General features: G+C 51.3%; 21 protein-coding genes. 17 read left to right on the top strand and 4 right to left on the bottom strand.

Annotated features, from left to right (window positions below; all coding sequences use genetic code 11):
- The first annotated feature begins 74 nt into the window (after positions 1–74).
- The 7 genes from hprK (at position 75) to ACESSO_RS00620 (ending at position 5,588) form a co-directional block, all read left to right on the top strand.
- Positions 75–1,007 (top strand): HPr(Ser) kinase/phosphatase, encoded by a 933-nt coding sequence (gene hprK, locus ACESSO_RS00650; RefSeq protein WP_125114582.1) that lies wholly within the window; start codon positions 75–77, stop codon positions 1,005–1,007.
- A gap of 153 nt (positions 1,008–1,160) precedes the next feature.
- The gene (locus tag ACESSO_RS00645) at positions 1,161–1,883 is read left to right on the top strand and encodes a phosphatase (RefSeq protein ID WP_373163098.1); all 723 of its coding nucleotides are present in this window, start codon (positions 1,161–1,163) and stop codon (positions 1,881–1,883) included.
- Positions 1,884–1,906: 23 nt separating this feature from the next.
- A complete protein-coding gene (locus tag ACESSO_RS00640; RefSeq protein ID WP_373163096.1) occupies positions 1,907–2,827 on the top strand; it encodes an ROK family protein in 921 nt (306 codons plus the stop codon).
- Positions 2,828–2,974: 147 nt separating this feature from the next.
- Positions 2,975–4,729 carry an N-acetylmuramoyl-L-alanine amidase gene (locus ACESSO_RS00635; RefSeq protein WP_373163095.1) on the top strand — a complete coding sequence of 585 codons (1,755 nt, stop codon included), beginning with the start codon at positions 2,975–2,977 and terminating at the stop codon, positions 4,727–4,729.
- Between the two features lie 23 nt (positions 4,730–4,752).
- Entirely contained in the window at positions 4,753–5,157 is a 405-nt protein-coding gene (locus ACESSO_RS00630) for a C-GCAxxG-C-C family protein (RefSeq protein ID WP_373163093.1), read from the top strand.
- Between the two features lie 91 nt (positions 5,158–5,248).
- A complete protein-coding gene (locus ACESSO_RS00625) occupies positions 5,249–5,410 on the top strand; it encodes a hypothetical protein (protein ID WP_373163091.1) in 162 nt (53 codons plus the stop codon).
- Positions 5,382–5,588, top strand: coding sequence for a DUF6514 family protein (locus ACESSO_RS00620; RefSeq protein ID WP_373163089.1), 207 nt, complete (start codon positions 5,382–5,384; stop codon positions 5,586–5,588). Before ACESSO_RS00625 ends, ACESSO_RS00620 begins: the two co-directional genes overlap by 29 nt.
- 54 nt (positions 5,589–5,642) lie before the next feature.
- Here ACESSO_RS00620 and ACESSO_RS00615 read toward each other — a convergent pair whose 3' ends face one another.
- The 3 genes from ACESSO_RS00615 to ACESSO_RS00605 all read right to left on the bottom strand — a co-directional run bounded on the left by ACESSO_RS00615 (position 5,643) and on the right by ACESSO_RS00605 (position 7,251).
- Positions 5,643–6,209 carry a chromate transporter gene (locus ACESSO_RS00615; RefSeq protein WP_373163087.1) on the bottom strand — a complete coding sequence of 189 codons (567 nt, stop codon included), beginning with the start codon at positions 6,207–6,209 and terminating at the stop codon, positions 5,643–5,645.
- Positions 6,206–6,760 carry a chromate transporter gene (locus ACESSO_RS00610; protein ID WP_373163085.1) on the bottom strand — a complete coding sequence of 185 codons (555 nt, stop codon included), beginning with the start codon at positions 6,758–6,760 and terminating at the stop codon, positions 6,206–6,208. The genes ACESSO_RS00615 and ACESSO_RS00610 overlap by 4 nt, the downstream gene beginning before the upstream one ends.
- A gap of 122 nt (positions 6,761–6,882) precedes the next feature.
- Positions 6,883–7,251, bottom strand: a complete 369-nt coding sequence (locus ACESSO_RS00605) for a VOC family protein (protein WP_373163083.1) — start codon at positions 7,249–7,251, stop codon at positions 6,883–6,885.
- 276 nt (positions 7,252–7,527) lie between these two features.
- On the opposite strand from ACESSO_RS00605, the gene trpS reads away from it, so the two are divergent.
- Genes trpS through ACESSO_RS00580 form a run of 5 tightly spaced genes read left to right on the top strand, consistent with a single transcriptional unit; the run spans position 7,528 to position 12,887 of the window.
- A complete protein-coding gene (gene trpS, locus ACESSO_RS00600; RefSeq protein ID WP_373163081.1) occupies positions 7,528–8,538 on the top strand; it encodes a tryptophan--tRNA ligase in 1,011 nt (336 codons plus the stop codon).
- Between the two features lie 25 nt (positions 8,539–8,563).
- Positions 8,564–9,727: an MraY family glycosyltransferase gene (locus tag ACESSO_RS00595; RefSeq protein ID WP_373163079.1), complete on the top strand. Its 1,164-nt coding sequence runs from the start codon at positions 8,564–8,566 to the stop codon at positions 9,725–9,727.
- Complete coding sequence (wecB, locus tag ACESSO_RS00590) at positions 9,714–10,862, top strand: non-hydrolyzing UDP-N-acetylglucosamine 2-epimerase (RefSeq protein WP_373163077.1); 1,149 nt, start codon at positions 9,714–9,716, stop codon at positions 10,860–10,862. Before ACESSO_RS00595 ends, wecB begins: the two co-directional genes overlap by 14 nt.
- Positions 10,859–11,644: a hypothetical protein gene (locus ACESSO_RS00585; protein WP_373163076.1), complete on the top strand. Its 786-nt coding sequence runs from the start codon at positions 10,859–10,861 to the stop codon at positions 11,642–11,644. Before wecB ends, ACESSO_RS00585 begins: the two co-directional genes overlap by 4 nt.
- The gene (locus ACESSO_RS00580) at positions 11,634–12,887 is read left to right on the top strand and encodes an aminotransferase class I/II-fold pyridoxal phosphate-dependent enzyme (RefSeq protein ID WP_373163074.1); all 1,254 of its coding nucleotides are present in this window, start codon (positions 11,634–11,636) and stop codon (positions 12,885–12,887) included. Before ACESSO_RS00585 ends, ACESSO_RS00580 begins: the two co-directional genes overlap by 11 nt.
- A 53-nt stretch (positions 12,888–12,940) precedes the next feature.
- Here the strand turns inward: ACESSO_RS00580 and ACESSO_RS00575 are convergent, their stop codons facing one another.
- A complete protein-coding gene (locus ACESSO_RS00575; protein ID WP_373163072.1) occupies positions 12,941–15,472 on the bottom strand; it encodes an ATP-binding protein in 2,532 nt (843 codons plus the stop codon).
- Between the two features lie 204 nt (positions 15,473–15,676).
- On the opposite strand from ACESSO_RS00575, the gene ACESSO_RS00570 reads away from it, so the two are divergent.
- The 5 genes from ACESSO_RS00570 to ruvB all read left to right on the top strand — a co-directional run bounded on the left by ACESSO_RS00570 (position 15,677) and on the right by ruvB (position 19,480).
- Positions 15,677–16,060, top strand: a complete 384-nt coding sequence (locus ACESSO_RS00570; RefSeq protein WP_373163070.1) for an Hpt domain-containing protein — start codon at positions 15,677–15,679, stop codon at positions 16,058–16,060.
- Positions 16,061–16,086: 26 nt separating this feature from the next.
- A complete protein-coding gene (locus tag ACESSO_RS00565; protein WP_373163068.1) occupies positions 16,087–17,223 on the top strand; it encodes a response regulator in 1,137 nt (378 codons plus the stop codon).
- Between the two features lie 100 nt (positions 17,224–17,323).
- Positions 17,324–17,818, top strand: coding sequence for a crossover junction endodeoxyribonuclease RuvC (gene ruvC / locus ACESSO_RS00560; protein WP_373163066.1), 495 nt, complete (start codon positions 17,324–17,326; stop codon positions 17,816–17,818).
- Positions 17,819–18,427 (top strand): Holliday junction branch migration protein RuvA, encoded by a 609-nt coding sequence (ruvA, locus tag ACESSO_RS00555; protein WP_373163064.1) that lies wholly within the window; start codon positions 17,819–17,821, stop codon positions 18,425–18,427.
- A gap of 12 nt (positions 18,428–18,439) precedes the next feature.
- Positions 18,440–19,480: a Holliday junction branch migration DNA helicase RuvB gene (gene ruvB / locus ACESSO_RS00550; RefSeq protein ID WP_373163062.1), complete on the top strand. Its 1,041-nt coding sequence runs from the start codon at positions 18,440–18,442 to the stop codon at positions 19,478–19,480.
- The last annotated feature ends 30 nt before the right edge of the window (positions 19,481–19,510 follow it).

Genomic DNA, 19,510 nt, shown 5'->3' with positions numbered 1-19,510 from the left:
CGTTGAAAAGTGGGGGAAAAGGGGGTATAATACAATCATCTTATCACCTGCCATTGTGGAAGGGAGTATGGTTTATGCAGTTAAAAGAGTTTGGCGTCAGTCTGGGGGATCTCATTCAGGAATTTAATTTTGAGGTGGTTTACGGTCCGGAAGGCTTTGAAAAGACCGAAATCACAAAGGACGACGTCAACCGTCCCGGCTTGCAGCTGGCGGGCTTTTTCGATTATTTTGATCCCAACCGCATCCAGATTATGGGTAAGGTGGAGTCAAGCTATGTGGAGCGGATGGAGCCGGATGCCCGGCGCGCTTGCTTTGAGCGTTTGTTTTCCACCGGAATTCCGGTGCTGATTATTTCGCGTAATATTGATGTGTTTCCGGAATGCATGGAAGCGGCGCAGAAATGCGGCGTACCGATTTTGCGCACCAATGAGTTTACTTCGACCATTATGAGCGCCATCATTGCGTCACTCAAGGTCAACCTTGCGCCGCGTGTAACGCTGCACGGCGTTTTGATTGAGATTTACGGCGAAGGCGTGTTGCTGTTGGGTGATTCCGGCGTCGGTAAGTCAGAAACGGCAATTGAGTTGGTCAAGCGTGGACACCGCCTGATAGCCGATGACGCGGTGGAAATCAAGCGTGTGTCGGATAAGACGCTGGTCGGTACCGCGCCAGAAGTGATTCGCCATTTTATTGAACTGCGCGGTATCGGCATTGTGGACGTGCGCCGCATTTTCGGTGTTGGCGCCATTAAGATGACTGAAAAGGTCGAGCTTGTCATCAATCTGGAGCCTTGGGAAGAAGGCAAGCAGTACGACCGTCTCGGTCTGGATGGACAAACTACTTCTATTTTGGATATTGCCGTGCCCAGCATGACCATTCCGGTCAAGCCTGGTCGAAATCTGGCTGTTATTATTGAGGTGGCTGCCATGAACGACCGCCAGAAGAAGATGGGCTTTAATGCAGCTAAAGAATTGCAGGAGCGTATGCTCAAGCAGTACGGCAATTAAAATTCAGATATCAGACACGTATTCCGGCCCGATTGGTGAACAGTGATTTTATCAAAGCCCAGCGACGCTGGGCTTTTGGTGTAAGCGCATGCGCGGCTTCCGAATACATATCTGTTGTAGAAACAAGCATATCATAAAGGAGCATACAAGTTTATGCAAATCGTAGCAGACCTGCACACTCACACAATCGCAAGTACACATGCTTACTCCACGGTTTATGAAATGGCGCGCGGTGCAAAAAGCCGCGGGTTGATTGCTATCGGCATTACTGATCACGGACCGGACATGGGAGATGCGCCGCATGAGTGGCATTTTTCCAATCTGGATATTCTGCCGCGTCAAATCGAGGGCGTGACCGTGATTCGCGGTATCGAATTCAATATCTGTCCGGGCGGAGAGCTGGATCATATGCAGGCGGGAAGTCTGAAACCGATTGAGTTTGCGTTGGCGTCATTCCATGAATGTTGTTTTGAACCGTCAACCAAAGCGGCGCATACCGAAGCACTGGAAGCGGTTCTGCAGGACAAGCGGGTCAATGCGCTGGGGCATCCGGGCAATGCCAAGTATGATTTTGATAAGGAATACATTATCTCTCGCTGTAATCAGTACGATAAGCTGGTGGAGATTAACAGCAATTCGTTCGCTATTCGCAAGGGAAGCCGGGAAAACTGTACGGAAATTGCTCGGTTGTGCAAAAAATACGAGGTGCCAATCGTTGTGGACAGCGATTCGCATATCGAGTATCGTGTCGGCTGCGTGGATAATGCACTGGCTATGCTGGAAGATATCGGGTTTCCGGAGGAGTTGGTGGTCAATAGCAGTCGGGAGCGGTTGGATTCGTATTTCCGCGGCCGCGGGCTGCATTTATTTGAATAAACGGAAGAAGGGACGAAAGTTATATGCGGATTGGTATTGATCTGGGTGGAACATCGGTCAAAGCTGCATTGTGCGAAGAGGATGGCACGCTGCTGGCAAAGCAGAGTACGCCCACGAGAACGGGAGATGCCGCAGGCTTGTGTGCGGATATGAAGCTGCTTGCGTTGGCTTTGTGTGGAGAGCGTGGCATTGCGGCAAGTCAGGTGACAAGTATCGGAATCGGTGTGCCCGGTTCGTTTGACAAGGAGACCTGCACGCTGAAATTTGGTACGAATCTTGGCATGAACAACGTTTGCTTTGCCGACGCTTTTCAGCCGGAATTTAGCTGTGCGGTACAGCTGGATAACGATGCAAACTGTGCGGCTTTGGGTGAAGCGACGGCAGGCGCAGCGAAGAATGCGCGCAACATGCTGATGGTGACGCTGGGCACTGGTGTTGGCGGCGGCATTATCATTGACGGCAAGCTCTATACCGGCTGCAACGGTATTGCGGGTGAGATGGGGCATATTGTCATTCAGCGTGACGGTGAGCCGTGTAACTGCGGACGAAAGGGCTGTCTGGAAGCATATGCGTCGGCATCGGCCTTTGTCAAGTTTGCAGAACGGGCATTGGCTGAGGGGCGCGAAAGTCTGCTGAGCAAAAGCGCGGGGCATCTGGACGCCAAGATGATTTGCGATGCTGTGGACGCGGGAGATTTGTTGGCTCGTGAATTGTTTGATGATTATTGTGAAAACCTTTCGAGCGGACTGGCAAGCTATATCAATATCTTCCAGCCGGAATGTCTGGTTTTGGGCGGCGGTTTGGCCGGTTACGGTGAAAAACTGCTTGAGCCGCTGCGCCGTTTGACAACGCCGCAGACCTTCCGCAGCGATAAGTGCAATACGGAGATTGTGTGTGCTTCTCTTGGCAATGATGCCGGATTAATTGGCGCGGCAATGCTGTAAATGATGCAATACTGTAACATAAGCGGGGCATTTGTAATATTACAAATGCCCCGCTTTCCGACAGATAGCATTGAATTTCGGGCGGTTTCGTGATAAAATACATTCTATATAAGCACATATTCACACGGGACGGCACGGAGGTTTCACATGCGTTTCAAGCGAATTATCGCGTTACTGTGCGCGGCCATTTACATATCGATTTCAGGTGCAGGAGCGGCGGAACTGCCGCAGACGGCGCTTGCAGATGAAACTGAGATAATGCTTTCGTCGGAGGTGCAGCCAGAGGAGCAGGCATCGACAGAGACGGATTTGCCGGTAGCACGGGCAAGCACGTTAAAAATTGTGCCTTCCACGCATCATGTGCAGGTGAATGGCGAAGCAGTCAATCCGCAGGCGTATAATATTGACGGATATAATTATTTTAAGCTGCGGGATTTGGCTTATTTGCTTAACGGCACAACTATATCGTTTAATGTTACGTGGGACAGTGCCAAGAATGCGGTCAACCTGATTTCTGGGCAGGCCTATACGGTTGTCGGCGGGGAAATGACAGTGGCATCAACGACCTCCCTGCGGGTGCAGGAGTCCACGTCAAAAGTGCTGTTGGATGGCAGTGGGGTTTCCATCAAGGGATACAACATCAACGGCAATAACTATTATAAAATTGCAGATGTATCCTCCGCTATTGGCTTTACTGCCGCCTATGAAAGTACAACACAGACCGTTCAGATTAAAACGCCGTCGGCGCCTCAGCCAGAACCGGAGCCGGAGCCGGAACCGGAAAAACCGGATGAGCCGTTTGTAACGGGGATTTATCAGGTGAAAGTGGATTCGACGCTGTCGATTCGCTCCGGTCCGGGGACAAGCTATGGGGTTGTCGGCCAGTTGTCCAACGGAGCACAGATCATTGTAGATGAAATGAAAAACGGTTGGGCGCATATCAAAAATACCAGCGGGTATTGCAGTGCGGACTATTTGACCCGGATAAAGGATTACGGAGACGACGCGGAACCGGAAGAGCCGGAGGAGCCGGAAGAACCGTTTGTGACAGGCGTTTATCGAGTGAAGGTGGATTCGTCCTTGTCAGTCCGTTCCGGCCCGGGTACGAGCTACAGTATCGTGGGACGTTTGCAAAACGGTGATGAAATCGTAGTGGACAGCATGGAAAAGGGCTGGGCACATCTGATGGATACCAGTGCAGGCACCGGGAGATATTGCAGTGCGGATTATTTGACGCGAATCGGGGATTACGACGCCAGTCAGGGCGAACCGGAGGACCCGGTAGAACCGCCTCGCACCTCGCATTTGGATGGGAAAATGACGGTTATTCTGGATGCAGGACATGGTGGAAGTGATATCGGTGCGCATAATGCAGATATGTCGCTGGATGAAAAACACGTGAATCTGTATGTGGCGCAATATCTGCAATCCTATTTGGAGGATGCCGGCGTCAACGTGATTATGGTACGTGATACGATGGAAGACGGCAGCTCACTATCGTTGCGCGGCACTGTGATGGAGCAAAATGCGGTGTCTGCAGATCTGTTCTTCAGTATCCATCATAACGCAGCCAATACGACGGCACGCGGTGCGGAGGTACTTGCACAGATTGCGGATAAAACCGGAGGCCCAAGCAAAATTCTGGGTGAAGCGTTGCTGGAGGAATACGATACCTTAGGAATTCCCATTCGACAGGTTGTGTTCAAGGAAGGCAGTAACGGAGACTATTATTATACCAATCGCATTGCAGCGTCCCTGTTTATTCCGGCGGTGACAAGTGAATTCTGTTTCATTGACAATGAGGAAGATCAGAAATTCATTGACAGCGAGGAAGACTGGCAGGCGGAGGCGCGTGCACAGTATAATGCGATTATGTACTATTTCACACAAGTAGAATACTAAAAGAACGAAAGGAAATTTGTTTTATGACAGAACGGGCGGAGCGGGCACAGCGCCTGCATGAGCAAGGTTATAACTGTGCGCAGGCTGTGGCTTGTGCGTATTGCGACCAGTTTGGTTTGGATGAGGAAACCGCATATCGAGTTGCGGAAGGATTCGGTTTAGGTATGGGATTGATGGAAGTTTGCGGCGCCTTGTCGGCAGCATTTATGCTGGCTGGTTTGCGAGGCAGCAAGGGGACAGAGTATCCGGGCGCGACCAAGGGCCAAACTTATAAGACGACAAAGGCGCTGGCAATGGCTTTTAAGGAGAAGAACGAAACCTATCTGTGCCGGGAGCTTAAGGGCGTCACGGACGGCAGAGTACGCCGTTCCTGTGACGGCTGTATTGAGGATGCATGCAATTTGATCGAACAAACTTTGGCAGAATAATCAATTACCGCAGATGTCAAGTCGTCTGCGGTAATTATTTTATCTTTTGTTCGGCCGGATTCGACAAATACATGAAGCGTTTGCGCGTAAAATGAATGAGAAAGACGATCCAAAGGGGGCATGGTGCTTGCAGATAAAAAAGCATCATGGTGGAAATGAAGATATAGGAAAGATGGGCAAGCGGATCGAAAACTATGCGGAAAGTAAAACAGGGGGTGATAAAAGTGGTTCGCTATGTGGTAACAAAGGGTAAGTCAGATGACAGAGAGCAATATGGAATCGCTGTCATAGGGGAGAAGGAACAAATTGACAGTCTTGAGGATATTGCATCTTCTTTAGAAGAAACAACTGTGCTGGCGGCCTTTCTGCAAGAAAATGGCGTTGCGGCTGTACATTTTCGGGATGTAGTGGAAGACTATTTGGCACGGTAGAAAAGAGAGAAAAGAAAACGCGGCAGGAGCCTATCGGTTCCTGCCGCATATTTTTTAAAAATCAAACAATATACCAAAAAGCGCGCCCACACCAATGAAAACGATGGGATGGATTTTAGAGAATTTCCAAATCGCAAACGATAAGACGATAAAAAAAGTGATAGCCGGGACATTGAGCACGGACACAATGCTGGATAGTCCGTTCCACAGTTCTGTGTGAAACAGGGAAGAGGCAAAGACTTCGAGCATGGCGCCGAAAATCAGGCCGGCAGAGGCGGGGCGTAAACCGTAAAAGCCATCCTGCACCAAAGAAGAATCACGGAATCGGGTCAGTGCACGGGCTATGAGGACAATGACAATGACCGATGGCAGAACCAGTGAGAAGGTTGCAGTCAACGAGCCGAGGATACCAGCAGCCCGAAAACCGGCGTAGGTGGCGGAGTTGACGCCCATAGGGCCGGGGGTGGACTCGGAAACCGCAATCATATCCAGCAGGTCGCTGGAGGTGAACCAAGGGTAATTCTGTGCAATATCCTGAAGAAACGGAAGGGTAGCCAAGCCGCCGCCGATGGAAAAAAGACCGGTTTTGAAAAACTCCCAAAAAAGCTGTAAAAAAATCATGCGCGCCGCCTCCGAAGAAGTCCGAGTAGAATGCCCGCAGCACCGGAAAAGACGACCATAATCACGGGAGAAACGCCGAAAAAGGCAACCGCAGCAAAGGTAATCAGAAGAATCAGCGCTGTCGGCATGTCCACAACGCTTTTCTTTGCCAATTTCCAAACGGATTGTACGACCAGCGCACATACTGCAATGCGCACACCGGAAAAAGCGTTTTGCACAATCTGCAAGTGGGCGAATTGCTGAATGAACGCGGCAATGATGATGATAATGACCAGAGAGGGGAATACCACTCCGGCAGTAGCGCAGATGGCACCCAAAATGCCGCGCCGCTTATAGCCGATGAAAGTGGCGGTATTGACGGCAATGACGCCGGGGGTGCACTGGCCGATTGCATAATAATCCATCAGCTCATCTTCGGTTGTCCATGCGCGTTTTTCCACCACTTCAAGCTGTAAAATCGGCAGCATGGCATAGCCGCCGCCAAAGGTGCAGACGCCGATGCGGGCAAAGGTCAAAAATAAATCCAGATATGGGTTCAAAGGTACATTCATTCCTTTCGCGCATATTAAGAGGGATTCAAAAAGTATAGCGCCGGGCGCTTATGGCAAAATAAGAGGCCGCCAGCATGACGGCGACCTCCTTGTTTTCCTTATGTTCACGCCGCAGGAGCATATCATTTGCCGGGAACGATTTCCAGCCAATAGCCGTCCGGATCGGAAATAAAATAAATTCCCATTGCCGGGTTTTCAAAACAGATGCAGCCCATCTCCTGATGTTTGCGGTACGCGGCGGGATAATCATCCACAACAAAAGCCAGATGGAATTCGTTGTCGCCCAAATTGTAGGGACGTTCCCAATCCCGCAGCCAAGTCAGTTCAAGCTGGTGCTTGGAAACACCGTCGCTGAGATAAACAATGACATAGCTGCCATCGTCCGCGTTGATGCGGCGGACTTCGTTCAAGCCAAGCGCTTCCTTATAAAAAGCGAGTGAACGATCGAGATCGCGTACATTATAGTTATTATGGGCAAAAGTGAATTGCATAAAAGATGTCCTCCTTGTTGTAGTGAAGTTACTGTACCACGTTTTTGCAAAAAACACAATCGCTATCTGGAAATTTTACCATGCTAAACAGAAAAATATACAGAAAAAGCCCAATGCCAGTCCCTCAAAGGAGTCGGGAGTAAAAGACAAACCGAAGGGGAAAACAATAAAATTCGTTGCAAGAAAACGGGAAATATGGTATGATTACTGATAAGTATGGGGTGGTTTGCTTCGTACCAAAGAATCACAATCCATTGAGTAAGGGAAGTCATAGCTATGAGCGAAAACCAGAAGCAAACAATTTTTTCCGGTGTGCAGCCCTCCGGTAAGCTGACATTGGGCAATTATCTTGGCGCAATTCGCAATTTTCCGCTTTTGCAGGAGGATTATAACTGCATTTATTGTGTGGTTGATATGCACGCGATTACGGTCCGACAGGATCCGGCAGCTTTGCGCCGCGCAACGCTGGAAGTTCTGGCGCAGTACATTGCCTGTGGTTTGGACCCGGAAAAGAGCATTTTGTTTATCCAGAGCCATGTCCCGGCTCATGCAGAGCTGGCTTGGGTGCTCAACTGCTTTACCATGTTCGGGGAAGCATCCCGCATGACGCAGTTTAAGGATAAATCCGCAAAGCATGCGGATAATGTGAATGTTGGACTGTTCACTTATCCGGTGCTGATGGCGGCAGATATTCTGCTGTACCAGACCAATCTGGTTCCGGTTGGCGTGGATCAGAGCCAGCATATTGAGATTTGCCGAAACATCGCAAATCGTTTTAACGGTTTGTTCCCGGACACCTTCACGATTCCAGAAGGCCGCTATCCCAAGGCGGGAGAGGGCGCGAAGATCATGAGCCTGTCCGATCCGGAGAAAAAAATGAGTAAGTCGGATGAAAATTCCAACGGATTTATTCTGCTGATGGATAAGCCGGAGGACATCATGCGCAAGTTCAAGCGCGCGGTTACCGATTCGGATTCCCGCATCGTGATGGATCCGGTCGGAAAGCCGGGCGTGTCCAATCTGATTCAGATTTATGCCGTAGCGACCGGCAAGTCCATTGCAGAAGTGGAAGCGGAATTTGCAGGCAAGGGTTATGGCGAATTCAAGCCAGCAGTTGGCGAAGCGGTGGTAGAGCTGCTGCGTCCCATCCGTGAAAAGACAGAGGATCTGCTGCGCAACAAGGATTATTTGGAGCAGGTCTATACTGAGGGCGCGCAGAAAGCGTCTTATTTGGCGCGCAAGACGCTGAGCAAGGTTTACCGGAAGGTTGGCTTTGTAGGACGTTGAATACCGTCTTTAAGGGGAAAAAATAATGCCTGAATATATTGTAAGTGGTGTGATTTTGGCTGCATTTGTTGTTGCAGGTGTATTGTCGTATTTTTTCACGCCACCTGTCAAGCAGTTCGCCCATAAGGTGGGGGCGATTGATGTGCCGAAGGACAACCGCCGTATGCACAAGGAGCCGATTCCTCGTTTGGGCGGTCTGGCAATATTCGGCGGGTTTCTGGCTTCCATCCTGATTTTTGGAGAATTGGACCAGACCATGCTCTGTGTGCTGCTGGGCGCATCTATAATTGTCGCGCTGGGCATTTTTGACGATGTGCTGGCACTGGGTGCGAAACTGAAGTTTGTGGTGCAGATTGTGGCCGCTGCTATCCCGGTTTGTGTTGGTGATTTGCAGATCAAGCTGTTTACCAATTTAAATCCTTTTTCGGATACGCCGTATTTTCATTTGGGAATTCTGGCGATTCCGATCACCATCATCTGGATTGTCGGTATTACCAACGCGGTGAATCTGATCGACGGACTGGACGGCCTTGCGGTTGGTGTATCCTCGATCGCAGCGATTACCATGCTGGCAGTTGCGCTTTTGACCGGCAATATGACTATTGCGGTGACAATGGCAGCATTGGCAGGCGCGTGTATCGGTTTTATGCCGTATAATCTCAACCCCGCCAAGATTTTTATGGGGGATACCGGATCGACATTTTTAGGATACATGCTGGCCACGGTATCCATTATGGGGTTGTTCAAATTTTATGCGGTCATTTCATTCGCGGTGCCGTTTTTGATTCTTGGTCTGCCGATTTTCGATACAGCTAACGCGATTATCCGTCGTGTGGCGGCAGGGCGCAGTCCGATGAGCCCGGATCGCGGACACGTGCATCATAAACTGATCGATATGGGGTTTAACCAGAAACAAGCGGTTGCGATTTTGTACGCCATCAGCGCAACCCTTGGTTTGACAGCGGTGGTGTTAACCTCGTCGGGCGAGGTGAAGGCGATTGTTCTGCTGCTGGCGGTGCTGGCGGCAATTCTGGTTGGTGCCTGCATCATTTATGGGGCGGAGCATTGGGCAAAGCACCCGACCGAGCATGAGGAGATACCGCACGAAGAACAAGACTTAAACCAGACTGCGCAGTCGACAGAGGTAGAAAATACGGTACCGGAGGATAAGGAATATGAGCAAGATTAAGGTGATGACGGTATTCGGCACACGGCCGGAGGCCATTAAAATGGCACCGCTGGTGCATGCGCTGGAGCAGAATGAGAATACCGAGTCTATCGTATGTGTAACGGCGCAGCATCGTGAGATGCTCGATCAGGTGCTGGACATTTTTCATATCAAGCCGGATTATGACCTGAATATCATGCAGCCGCGTCAGACGCTGGCGCTGATTACGGAAAAGAGTCTGCATGGCTTGGATGAGGTGCTGGAGCAGGCCAAGCCGGATATCGTGCTCGTACATGGCGATACGTCCACGACGTTTGCCGGTGCGCTTGCTGCGTTTTATCACAAAATCCCGGTGGGCCATGTGGAGGCTGGCTTGCGCACATATGACAAATATTCTCCGTTTCCGGAAGAGATGAATCGCAAGCTGACCGGCCAGATTGCAACGCTGCACTTTGCGCCGACGCCGCGCAACCGAGACAATCTTGCACGTGAAGCCATTACGGAGGGCGTGAGCGTGGTCGGTAATACGGTGGTTGATGCGATTCATATCACCGTTCAGCCTGATTTTGTGTTCCGTGATGAACAGCTTAAAACGCTGGATTTTAAAAATAACCGTGTGGTTCTCGTTACCGCGCATCGTCGTGAGAACTATGGCGAGCCGATGGAAAACATTTGCCGTGCGATTGCGGAACTGTCGGCAGCGTATCCGGATGTACACTTTGTATATCCGGTGCACCTCAGCCCGTATGTGCGTGAGACGGCGGAAAAGTTTTTAGGCGGAAACGAGCGCGTGCATCTGATTCATCCGCTGGCGGTGGATGAGATGCACAATCTGATGGCGCGCTGCTATCTGATTATGACCGATTCGGGCGGCTTGCAGGAAGAGGCGCCCAGCTTGGGTAAACCGGTGCTTGTGCTGCGCCGTGAAACCGAACGTCCGGAGGCTATTGAGGCGGGAACGGTTAAGTTGGCAGGTGTAGAGCAGGCGAATATTGTCCGTTTGGCGCGCGAGTTGTTTGACGATCCGGATGCATATGCAGCGATGGCGCATGCAGTCAATCCGTATGGCGACGGTAAGACTTCTGCACGTATTTTGCAGGCAATTGAACATTATTTCGGCTTGCGGTCGGATGGGCCGGCTCCGTTTGCACCATGAAGCCGTATAAAAACCTGTCGACGCCAATGGTTGCGGCAATCGGTGCGGCGGTGTTGGTAGGACTGCTGTTCTTAAGCTATGTGCTCTCATCCGGTGTGCTGCATCGAAAGGACACCGGTATTGTGCTGCAAAGCGGCGCGGAGAATACGCCGACCGTCAGTTCCGGCAGTCAGTTGCTGACGGCGCAAAGCGTGGCAGACGTTACCATTGGACCGGATAACGCGCAAAAGGTCATCGCTTCCTTGACACGGCCGGAGGCGTACAGCTGTGTTATCGAGAATACGCTGTATTATACCGGCGGCTCGTCTACGCTTCGCTGTCATCAGTACATGCGGGATAATCTGGTTCGTACCGATTGGTTGACCGAAGCGGGAGCGGTGCAAAGCACGTTGCTGCGTGCAGGAGATACTGCATATACGTGGGAGAACGGCAGCACCACCTTTTACAAGGGGACATGGGGCGAGTTTTCGGATGACTCTGCGGCGATGCTGCCCACTTATGAAGATGTGCTGGATGAAGGCGTGGTTCTATCCAGCGCAGGCCGGCAGGATATCGATAATGAGCCGTGCATTATGGTCCAGTTTGAGCAGGAAGGATACCGCTGCGTATACTATGTTTCCGCAGCCTCCGGCTTGCTGAAAAAGGCTGCTTTTTATCAGAGTGAAACTCTGGTGCGCCAGGTCGTGGTGAGTAATCTGAAAACCGAACAGCCGGAGGAAACGCTGTTTGTGTTGCCGAACGGTCAAAAGCTATTGGGAGAAAATACACAGGATGATGAATAAGTTACAAATATCGGAAGAAATTCGCGCGCTCGGTCAACAGGCCGAGCGCGAAATCATGCCGTATTTTGCGCGGATTGAAGAGGTGTGCGACCGAAATACGGAAAAAGTGCTTGCAGCGTTTGCGAAAAACCGTGTGTCCGACAACCTGTTCGCGGGCACAACCGGTTATGGCTATGACGACCATGGTCGGGATACGCTTGACCGTATCTACGCAGATATTTTCGGCACGGAAGCGGCGTTGGTGCGCATTGGTTTTGTCAACGGCACACATGCGCTGTCCTGTGCAATGTTCTCCGCGGTGAAGGCGGGGGATACAGTGCTTTCTGTGACCGGTCCGGCGTATGATACGCTGCAGAATACCATCACGGGAGATTACTGCGGCAGCATGAAAAATTATGGGATTGGCTATAAGCAGGTGGACTTGGTAAACGGTATGCCTGACTTGCCAGCCATCACGCAGGCGGCACAGGACCAGAGTGTGAAACTGGTATTTATCCAGCGCAGCCGTGGTTATGCTGTGCGAAAAACGCTGTCCTGTGCAGAAATCGGAGAAATCTGTAAAACCGTGCGTCAGGTCAATCCGGATGCTGCAATTATGGTGGATAACTGTTATGGCGAGTTCGTGGAGGATATTGAGCCGACGCAGGTCGGGGCAGACCTAATCGCGGGTTCGCTCATCAAAAATCCGGGCGGTGGTTTGGCGCCGACAGGCGGCTATATTGCAGGACGTGCGGATCTGGTGGAAAATGCTTCTTATAAACTGACCGCACCGGGCATCGGCGGTGAATGCGGCTGTACCATGGGCCAGAACCGCCTGCTGTATCAGGGTCTGTTCATGGCACCGCATACGACGGCACAGGCGCTCAAGACTGCAATTTTCTGCGCCAAGGTAATGGAGCTGCTGGGTTATGATGTCAGTCCCAAGGCGGAGGAGCCGCGGTATGATATTATTCAGACGATTGCGTTTGGAAGTCCCGAGCCGCTGTGCCGCTTTTGTGAAGGCATTCAAGCCGGCGCACCGGTCGATTCGTTTGTTACGCCGGAACCGTGGGCAATGCCGGGATATGACGATCCGGTTATTATGGCGGCAGGTGCGTTTGTGCAGGGTGCGTCAATCGAACTGTCTGCGGATGCGCCCATGCGCGAACCGTATGTGTGTTACATGCAGGGTGGCTTGACCTACTCTTCAGGAAAAGTAGGGATTTTGCTTGCAGCGGAACGCATTCGCAATCAGAAAAACTGACATGAAAAAGGGACGGGTTTTACCGTCCCTTTTTGATTGCAGAACGCAAGGTTTCAGGTCAGGGCTTGCAGTAGTTGACACAAAACCGTAAAGTCAATGGGCTTGACAATATGGGCATTCATACCGGCAGCCTGCGTTTTCGCAATATCTTCCGGAAAGGCATTGGCGGTGACAGCGATGATGGGAATGGTCGCTGCATCTGCACGGTCCAACGTGCGGATTGTGTGCGCTGCCTGACAGCCGTCCATATTCGGCATTTGCATATCCATCAAAATGGCGTCAAATTCGTGCAGCTGCGATGCGGAAAAAATCTCCACGGCCTGTTGACCGTCCCACGCCTGCACAACCTGTACTTCGTGCATTGACAGGATTTCGGTTGCGATTTCCATGTTGATCTCGTTGTCTTCGGCAATCAGCAGCTTTTTTCCGCGCAGATCGAATGCGGATGATTCGTTTTGCGTGGGTGATTCAGCCGGCTTCATGCTGGCGGAGGTCTCCGACTCCGTGACAGTCTGCAACGGCAGTGTGACTGTGAAGGTGCTGCCATGCCCTAATTCGCTGGAAACACGGATTTCGCCGTCCATACGCTTAACTAAGCTGTGGACAATCGCCATGCCCAATCCGGTGCCGACTACAGAGCGCGCGCTGAAACGGGTTTCCCGCGCATAAGGCTCGAAAACATGCTGGAGGAACTCTTCGGACATTCCGATGCCGGTATCCTGTACCGAAAGCTCATAGCTGCTGTGCTTGTCGGAATTGTTTTCGTTCAGCCGGACGGTGATGGATGCCCCGGGTTCACTGTACTTGAAGGCGTTGGACAGCAGATTATTTAAAATTTGGCTGATGCGCGAAGCGTCGCCTAATACCATGCTGTGGCGCAAATCACATGCAAGCGAGAGGTTCTTTTCCTCCTTTTTGGCTTGGTGACGGAAGATTTCCACGCAGTCTTCAACACACTGCCGCAGGTCGATTGGATGATAGTCAAGGGAGATATGGCCTTGCTCCATGCGGGAGATTTCCAGAACATCGTTGACAAGGTGTAGTAATTGCTGACCGGAAAACAGAATTTTGTCCAGCAGCGTTTTCAGCTTGTCTTGGTCATTGAGATCTCGCTGCGCCAGTTCGGATAGGCCGATAATGGCGTTGAGCGGTGTGCGCATATCGTGCGACATGTTGCTGAAAAATGCGTTTTTATCTGCCTCGCTCCGGTGGGAGGATTCCAGTGCGTTTTGCAGCAGCTCCAGCTGTTCGAGCTGCTGTGTCTTTTCACGGTTGACTTCACGAAATGCAAGTACGACTTCGTCTTGTGCAAATGCTTTGTCAAACAGAATGCTGACATTGACCCAGCGCTCCCCATTTTCAAAGCGGCGCAGATAATCTCCGCCAAATTCCGTCACTTGGTCATGTACCAACTGTTGGATATTCTCCAGAGAAAAGCTGTCGACAAATTCTTCGTAGGTGCTGCGTGCAACGACATTCTGTATCGTTTGCAATAAATCAGCATAGCGGCCCGTTGTGCTGATTTGCCGGCGGGTATCGCTTGCGCATTTTATGGCCTCGTACATTCCTGTTTTATAATTGACGCGGTAGATTGCATAATACAGATTACCGAGTGCGCGGACGGTATCATCCGTGCGACGTATCTTGCGGTTCAAGCGATAATCACGGATAGAAAGCAACGAGGCGGCAATCAAAAACAGGGAAGAGAGCAGCAGGAAAAGACGGTAAATCCCGGTTAACTCACGCAGTACCGTGCGGAACGGGATGGTCAAAACGGTGATCCAGCCGTTGCTCATCTGATAGTAATAGACGCCGCATGGATTACCGTCCGGCCCTATGATGCTGGCGTCATATGGATCGAGCGAGCCTTCTTTAATGCGCTGAACCAGACTGTCCACATACGGCTGCAGCTGCGTATCCTCATGTGCAGCGGTTTCGTGCGCATACAAAAGCGTACCTGTCTGGTCGCACAAATAGTAGGAACTGCCCTCCGGCAGGGACTGCATATCATCGGTTGTGTGGAAATTTTCCGGGAATACATCAAACAGCAGCATATTATCGGAATTGTGCGCTTTCTGTGCAATGGTGATGACCTGTTTTCCTGTGATGACATCCAGATAGGCGGGGGTAAAGACTACTTCGCCGTTTGCCTCCATTGCCATACGGTACCAGTCTGTCTGACGAAAATCATAAGACGCATCGCCCTCCCATGGGTTGGCGGCAACGATGTGTCCTTCGACAACCGCATATAAGTCCACAGAGTTGTCTGCAAGCACCTGCGGCATTTTGCGGAAAAAGTTTTCAATCCATGTTTGGATTTGCTGTTCGCTGGCGTTGTTTTCGGTCATCTGGTCGAGATACTGTGTTCCGAGCTTCATCATGGCGCTATAGGTGTCAATGTGATTTTGCTCTTCGGCGGCGTAGTTTTGGGTTAAGGAAGTGCCGAACTGCTGGGCGTTTTGCAGCAGCTTTTCGCGCATCATATACAGACTGAAGATGGTTAAAATGGCGAAAAACAGTAAAAAAACGACATTTAGCCATAAATTGTGCAGCGTGGTACGATGCTTTGTTTTGTGGTGCCTCATCTATTTTCTCCTTCCGGTTTATGCTCCATTGCCAGTATGGGACACCGACATGCATTTGTCAATTCTTCAATAGGAAAATCAGAATGGCTGGCTGAAGAATTTTACCGCATTTTCCTGTGCGGCTTGCCCGTTTTGCCTTTCTGCGGTATAATAAAACCGATTCCTGCTTCATGGATAAATTCACTGCGAGGGAGAAGCAATATCATGGATCAAACTGTTTTTCTGAAAAAATTGGATGAGGCCGGCATTGATACCCAAAAGGCTATAGGTCGCTTTATGGGCAATACGGCTTTGTTTTTGAAGTTTGTTCGTCGTCTGCCGGACGCGCTTCGTTTTGGAGAAATCCGCACGGCGCTGCAGCAGGAGGATGACGAGACCTTTTATATGCTGGTACATACGCTGAAAGGGACTGCGGCAAACCTGTCCGCAGAGAATCTGGCAGAGTGCGTACAGGCGATTTTGGTAGAGTACCGTACCTCCGGCTTCAAGCACATGCGCAAGCTGGAAGGGCTGCTTCGGGAGGCCGAGGTGGAAAGCGAAAAACTGTCCGAACTGTTGCGGCAGATGGATGCCGTCTTGGCGGATTGATGGGATGACCGTTGGGAGGAAAGCATATGATACGAGATACATTGTTGATTGTAGATGACTCAGAGCTGGATTTGGCCATTTTAAACGAAATATTCAAGGGCATTTTTCGCGTGGAATGCTGTCAGGAGGCCAATCAGGCGCTTTCCTTTATTCAAAAGAATGCCGAGCGGATTTGCGCGGCTCTGGTGGATATTTGTCTGGGGCGTCGGGGTGCGGGATTTACGCTGCTGCATCGTCTGCAAACCAATGCGTTGACAACACAGCTGCCCATTATTCTGATTACATCAGATGCAAGTCGAGACAATGTGATGAACGGCGTGGAACATGGTGCGGTGGATTTTCTGGTGAAACCGGTCGACCCACATTCTGTGCAGGAGCGGGTATGCAGTATCGTGCGTTCGTCCTGGCCGGAGAATGGGACGATTTTGGATCAGCGTGATACGGTTGCGACAGAGGTGTCTGAAAAAGAGCAGCTTCCGGCCCAAGCGGACATCTCCTTGCTGGATGGTTTGCCGGAGCGGTTATCTGCCGAACAAGCAGCGCAGTTGGTTGATGGTTGGTGCAAAAAAATTTCTGCACTATGTGCATACCGCACCGGTATTCGGGCGACACCCAGCCCAGCGGTTCCGAGCTTGACAGAGCGATTGGCGGCTGCATGGCGTTTGCAGCATCCAAGTGGCAGTCTGACGGAATTGCAGGCAGCATATGTCAAGCAAGCTGCACGGATCTGCGATATTGGCCTTATTGGAGTTCCGGATGATGTCATTGCTCTGGGGGCAGAGCAACCGGAGCCAGGGCGTACGGCATATATGCGGCATACGGAAATGGGCTGTGCCTTGCTGGAAAGTGAAAAGCCGCATCCGTTTGTGAAAACCTGTGCGGATGTTATTCGCTGGCATCATAAGAATTATGACGGGTCAGGCTATCCTATGACGCAGGAGCCGGTTGCCGTACCGATTGGTGCGCAGCTGGTGCACGCGGCCATGCGCTGTGATTTGTATCTGCGCAAATATCAGGACACACCGGACTGCTTTGACCGCGCGCTGCGTGCATTGTCCGGTGAAGCGGGAAACATGATTTCATCAGAGATGTTCCAGACAATCGAAAGTGCTCGAGATTCGATTGAGGATCTGCTGGCGTGGGGTGGCTTGGATGAAAGATAAACCATGCTCTGCAGAGAGAATGCTGCGCTTGGTAAATCGGGTTGCATATTGCACAGTTTCATGGTAAAATACTCTAGTTACAAAGCAGAGGTTTGGGTTTATGACGATTCTTGGCATTGATCCGGGGTACGGCACCATCGGTTACGGCGTGGTTCGGTTTAACAATATGAAATTTACGCCCGTGCAGTATGGCGCGGCGACAACTAAACCCGGCATGCCGATGCATCTGCGTCTGTGTGAGATATACGATGATATCGGGACGCTGGTAGACACCTTTCATCCGGATGAAGTCGCCATAGAGGAACTGTTCTTTTCCAAAAACATCACGACCGGTATTCAGGTTGCGCAGGCGCGCGGAGTGATCCTGCTTGCACTGGCGCAAAAAGGCCTTCATCCGGTTTCTTATACGCCGAATCAGGTGAAAATGGCAGTGGTCGGTTATGGTAATGCGGAAAAAAAGCAGATGATGGAGATGACCAAAAGCATCCTGCATCTGACCAAGCTGCCGCGGCCGGACGACGCGGCCGATGCGCTTGCGCTGGCCATTTGTCACGGTCATTCCAGACAGGCAATGCGATATGAGGGTTTGCTGTAAATGTTTTATTATGTAGATGGCACGGTTACTGTGCTCGAACAGGGACTTGCTGTGATTGACTGCGGGGGTGTGGGCTATGCCTGCCATGCGTCGCAGAACACGATTGGCAAGCTGAAGATCGGCGCGCATGCGCGTCTGCTCACCTATTTGAATGTACGTGAGGATATTTTTGAATTATATGGCTTTATCGATGAAGAGGAGCAATCGTGCTTTAAAATGATGATCGGTGTATCCGGTGTCGGCCCGAAAGCAGCACTGTCCATTTTGTCGGTCGCGCCGCCGGACAGGCTTGCGCTATCCATCATCACCGGAGACGAAAAGATGCTGATGCAGGCTCCTGGTATCGGTAAGAAGATTGCGCAGCGTATTGTGCTTGAGCTGCGGGATAAAATGAGTAAAGAGCAGCTGGAAACCGCATCGGCGGCTTCTCCGGCGGCTGCGGCAGCCACTTCCGGCGGGGTTAATCATACGCAGGAGGCGGTAGCGGCGCTGATGGTGCTTGGATACAGCCAGGCGGAGGCACTTCGCGCGATGGAAGGGCTGGATACCGCGCAGATGCCGGCGGAGGAAATCATCCGTCAGTGCCTGAAAAAGCTGGTCAAACAGTAAGGGAGTGTTCCTTTGAGTATAGAATTTTCCGGCGGGATGGTGGACGACGAGCGAATTATTTCCACGCGGCAGCTATCCGAGGATGAGACCGAAAATTCGCTGCGCCCGAAAACCATGGCGGACTATGTCGGCCAGACCAAGGCGAAGGAAAACTTAAGCGTATATATTGAAGCGGCGAAGATGCGTGGGGAATCGCTCGACCATACACTGCTATATGGTCCGCCGGGTCTCGGCAAGACGACGCTGGCAGGCATTATTGCCAGCGAGATGGGCGTCAATATTCGCGTTACCAGTGGTCCGGCAATCGAAAAAGCGGGAGATTTGGCGGCTTTATTGACAAATCTCTCGGAAAATGATATTTTGTTTATCGATGAGATTCATCGCCTCGACCGAGCGGTGGAAGAAATTCTCTATCCCGCGATGGAGGATTACGCGCTTGATATTATCATTGGCAAGGGGCCGTCGGCCCGCTCGATTCGCATCGACCTGCCGCGGTTTACGCTTATCGGTGCGACCACACGAGCGGGACAGATGACCAGTCCTTTACGTGACCGTTTCGGTGTTATGCTTCGTTTGGAGCTGTATTCGTCGGAGGAGCTTTGTCAGATTGTAGAGCGTTCGGCAGGCATCCTAAATGTGCCGTGCGGGCATGAGGGCGCCTTTGAGATTGCGCGCCGCAGCCGCGGTACACCGCGTATCGCCAACCGTCTGCTGCGCCGTGTGCGCGATTTTGCGCAGGTGCGTGGCACGGGCACAATAGATAAGGCAAGTGCGGATATGGCGCTGCGCGCGCTTGAGATTGACGAGCTTGGGCTGGATAATGTGGATCGGCGGATGCTCAAAAGCATCATGCTCAATTACGGGGGAGGCCCGGTTGGGCTGGATACGCTGGCTGCAACGATCGGCGAAGAAGCGATTACCCTGGAAGATGTTTATGAGCCGTATCTGATGCAGATCGGTTTTCTCAGCCGCACCCCACGCGGACGATGCGTCACGGTGCAGGCTTATCGTCATATGCATATGGAACCGGCGGATGGACAGCAGATGCTGTAAAACTGTCGTTAAAAATAAGAAAGTTAGGTG

Source organism: Agathobaculum sp. Marseille-P7918, assembly GCF_964248325.1.
Taxonomy (GTDB): domain Bacteria; phylum Bacillota; class Clostridia; order Oscillospirales; family Butyricicoccaceae; genus Agathobaculum.
This window is presented reverse-complemented; position numbering and strand designations above follow the sequence as displayed.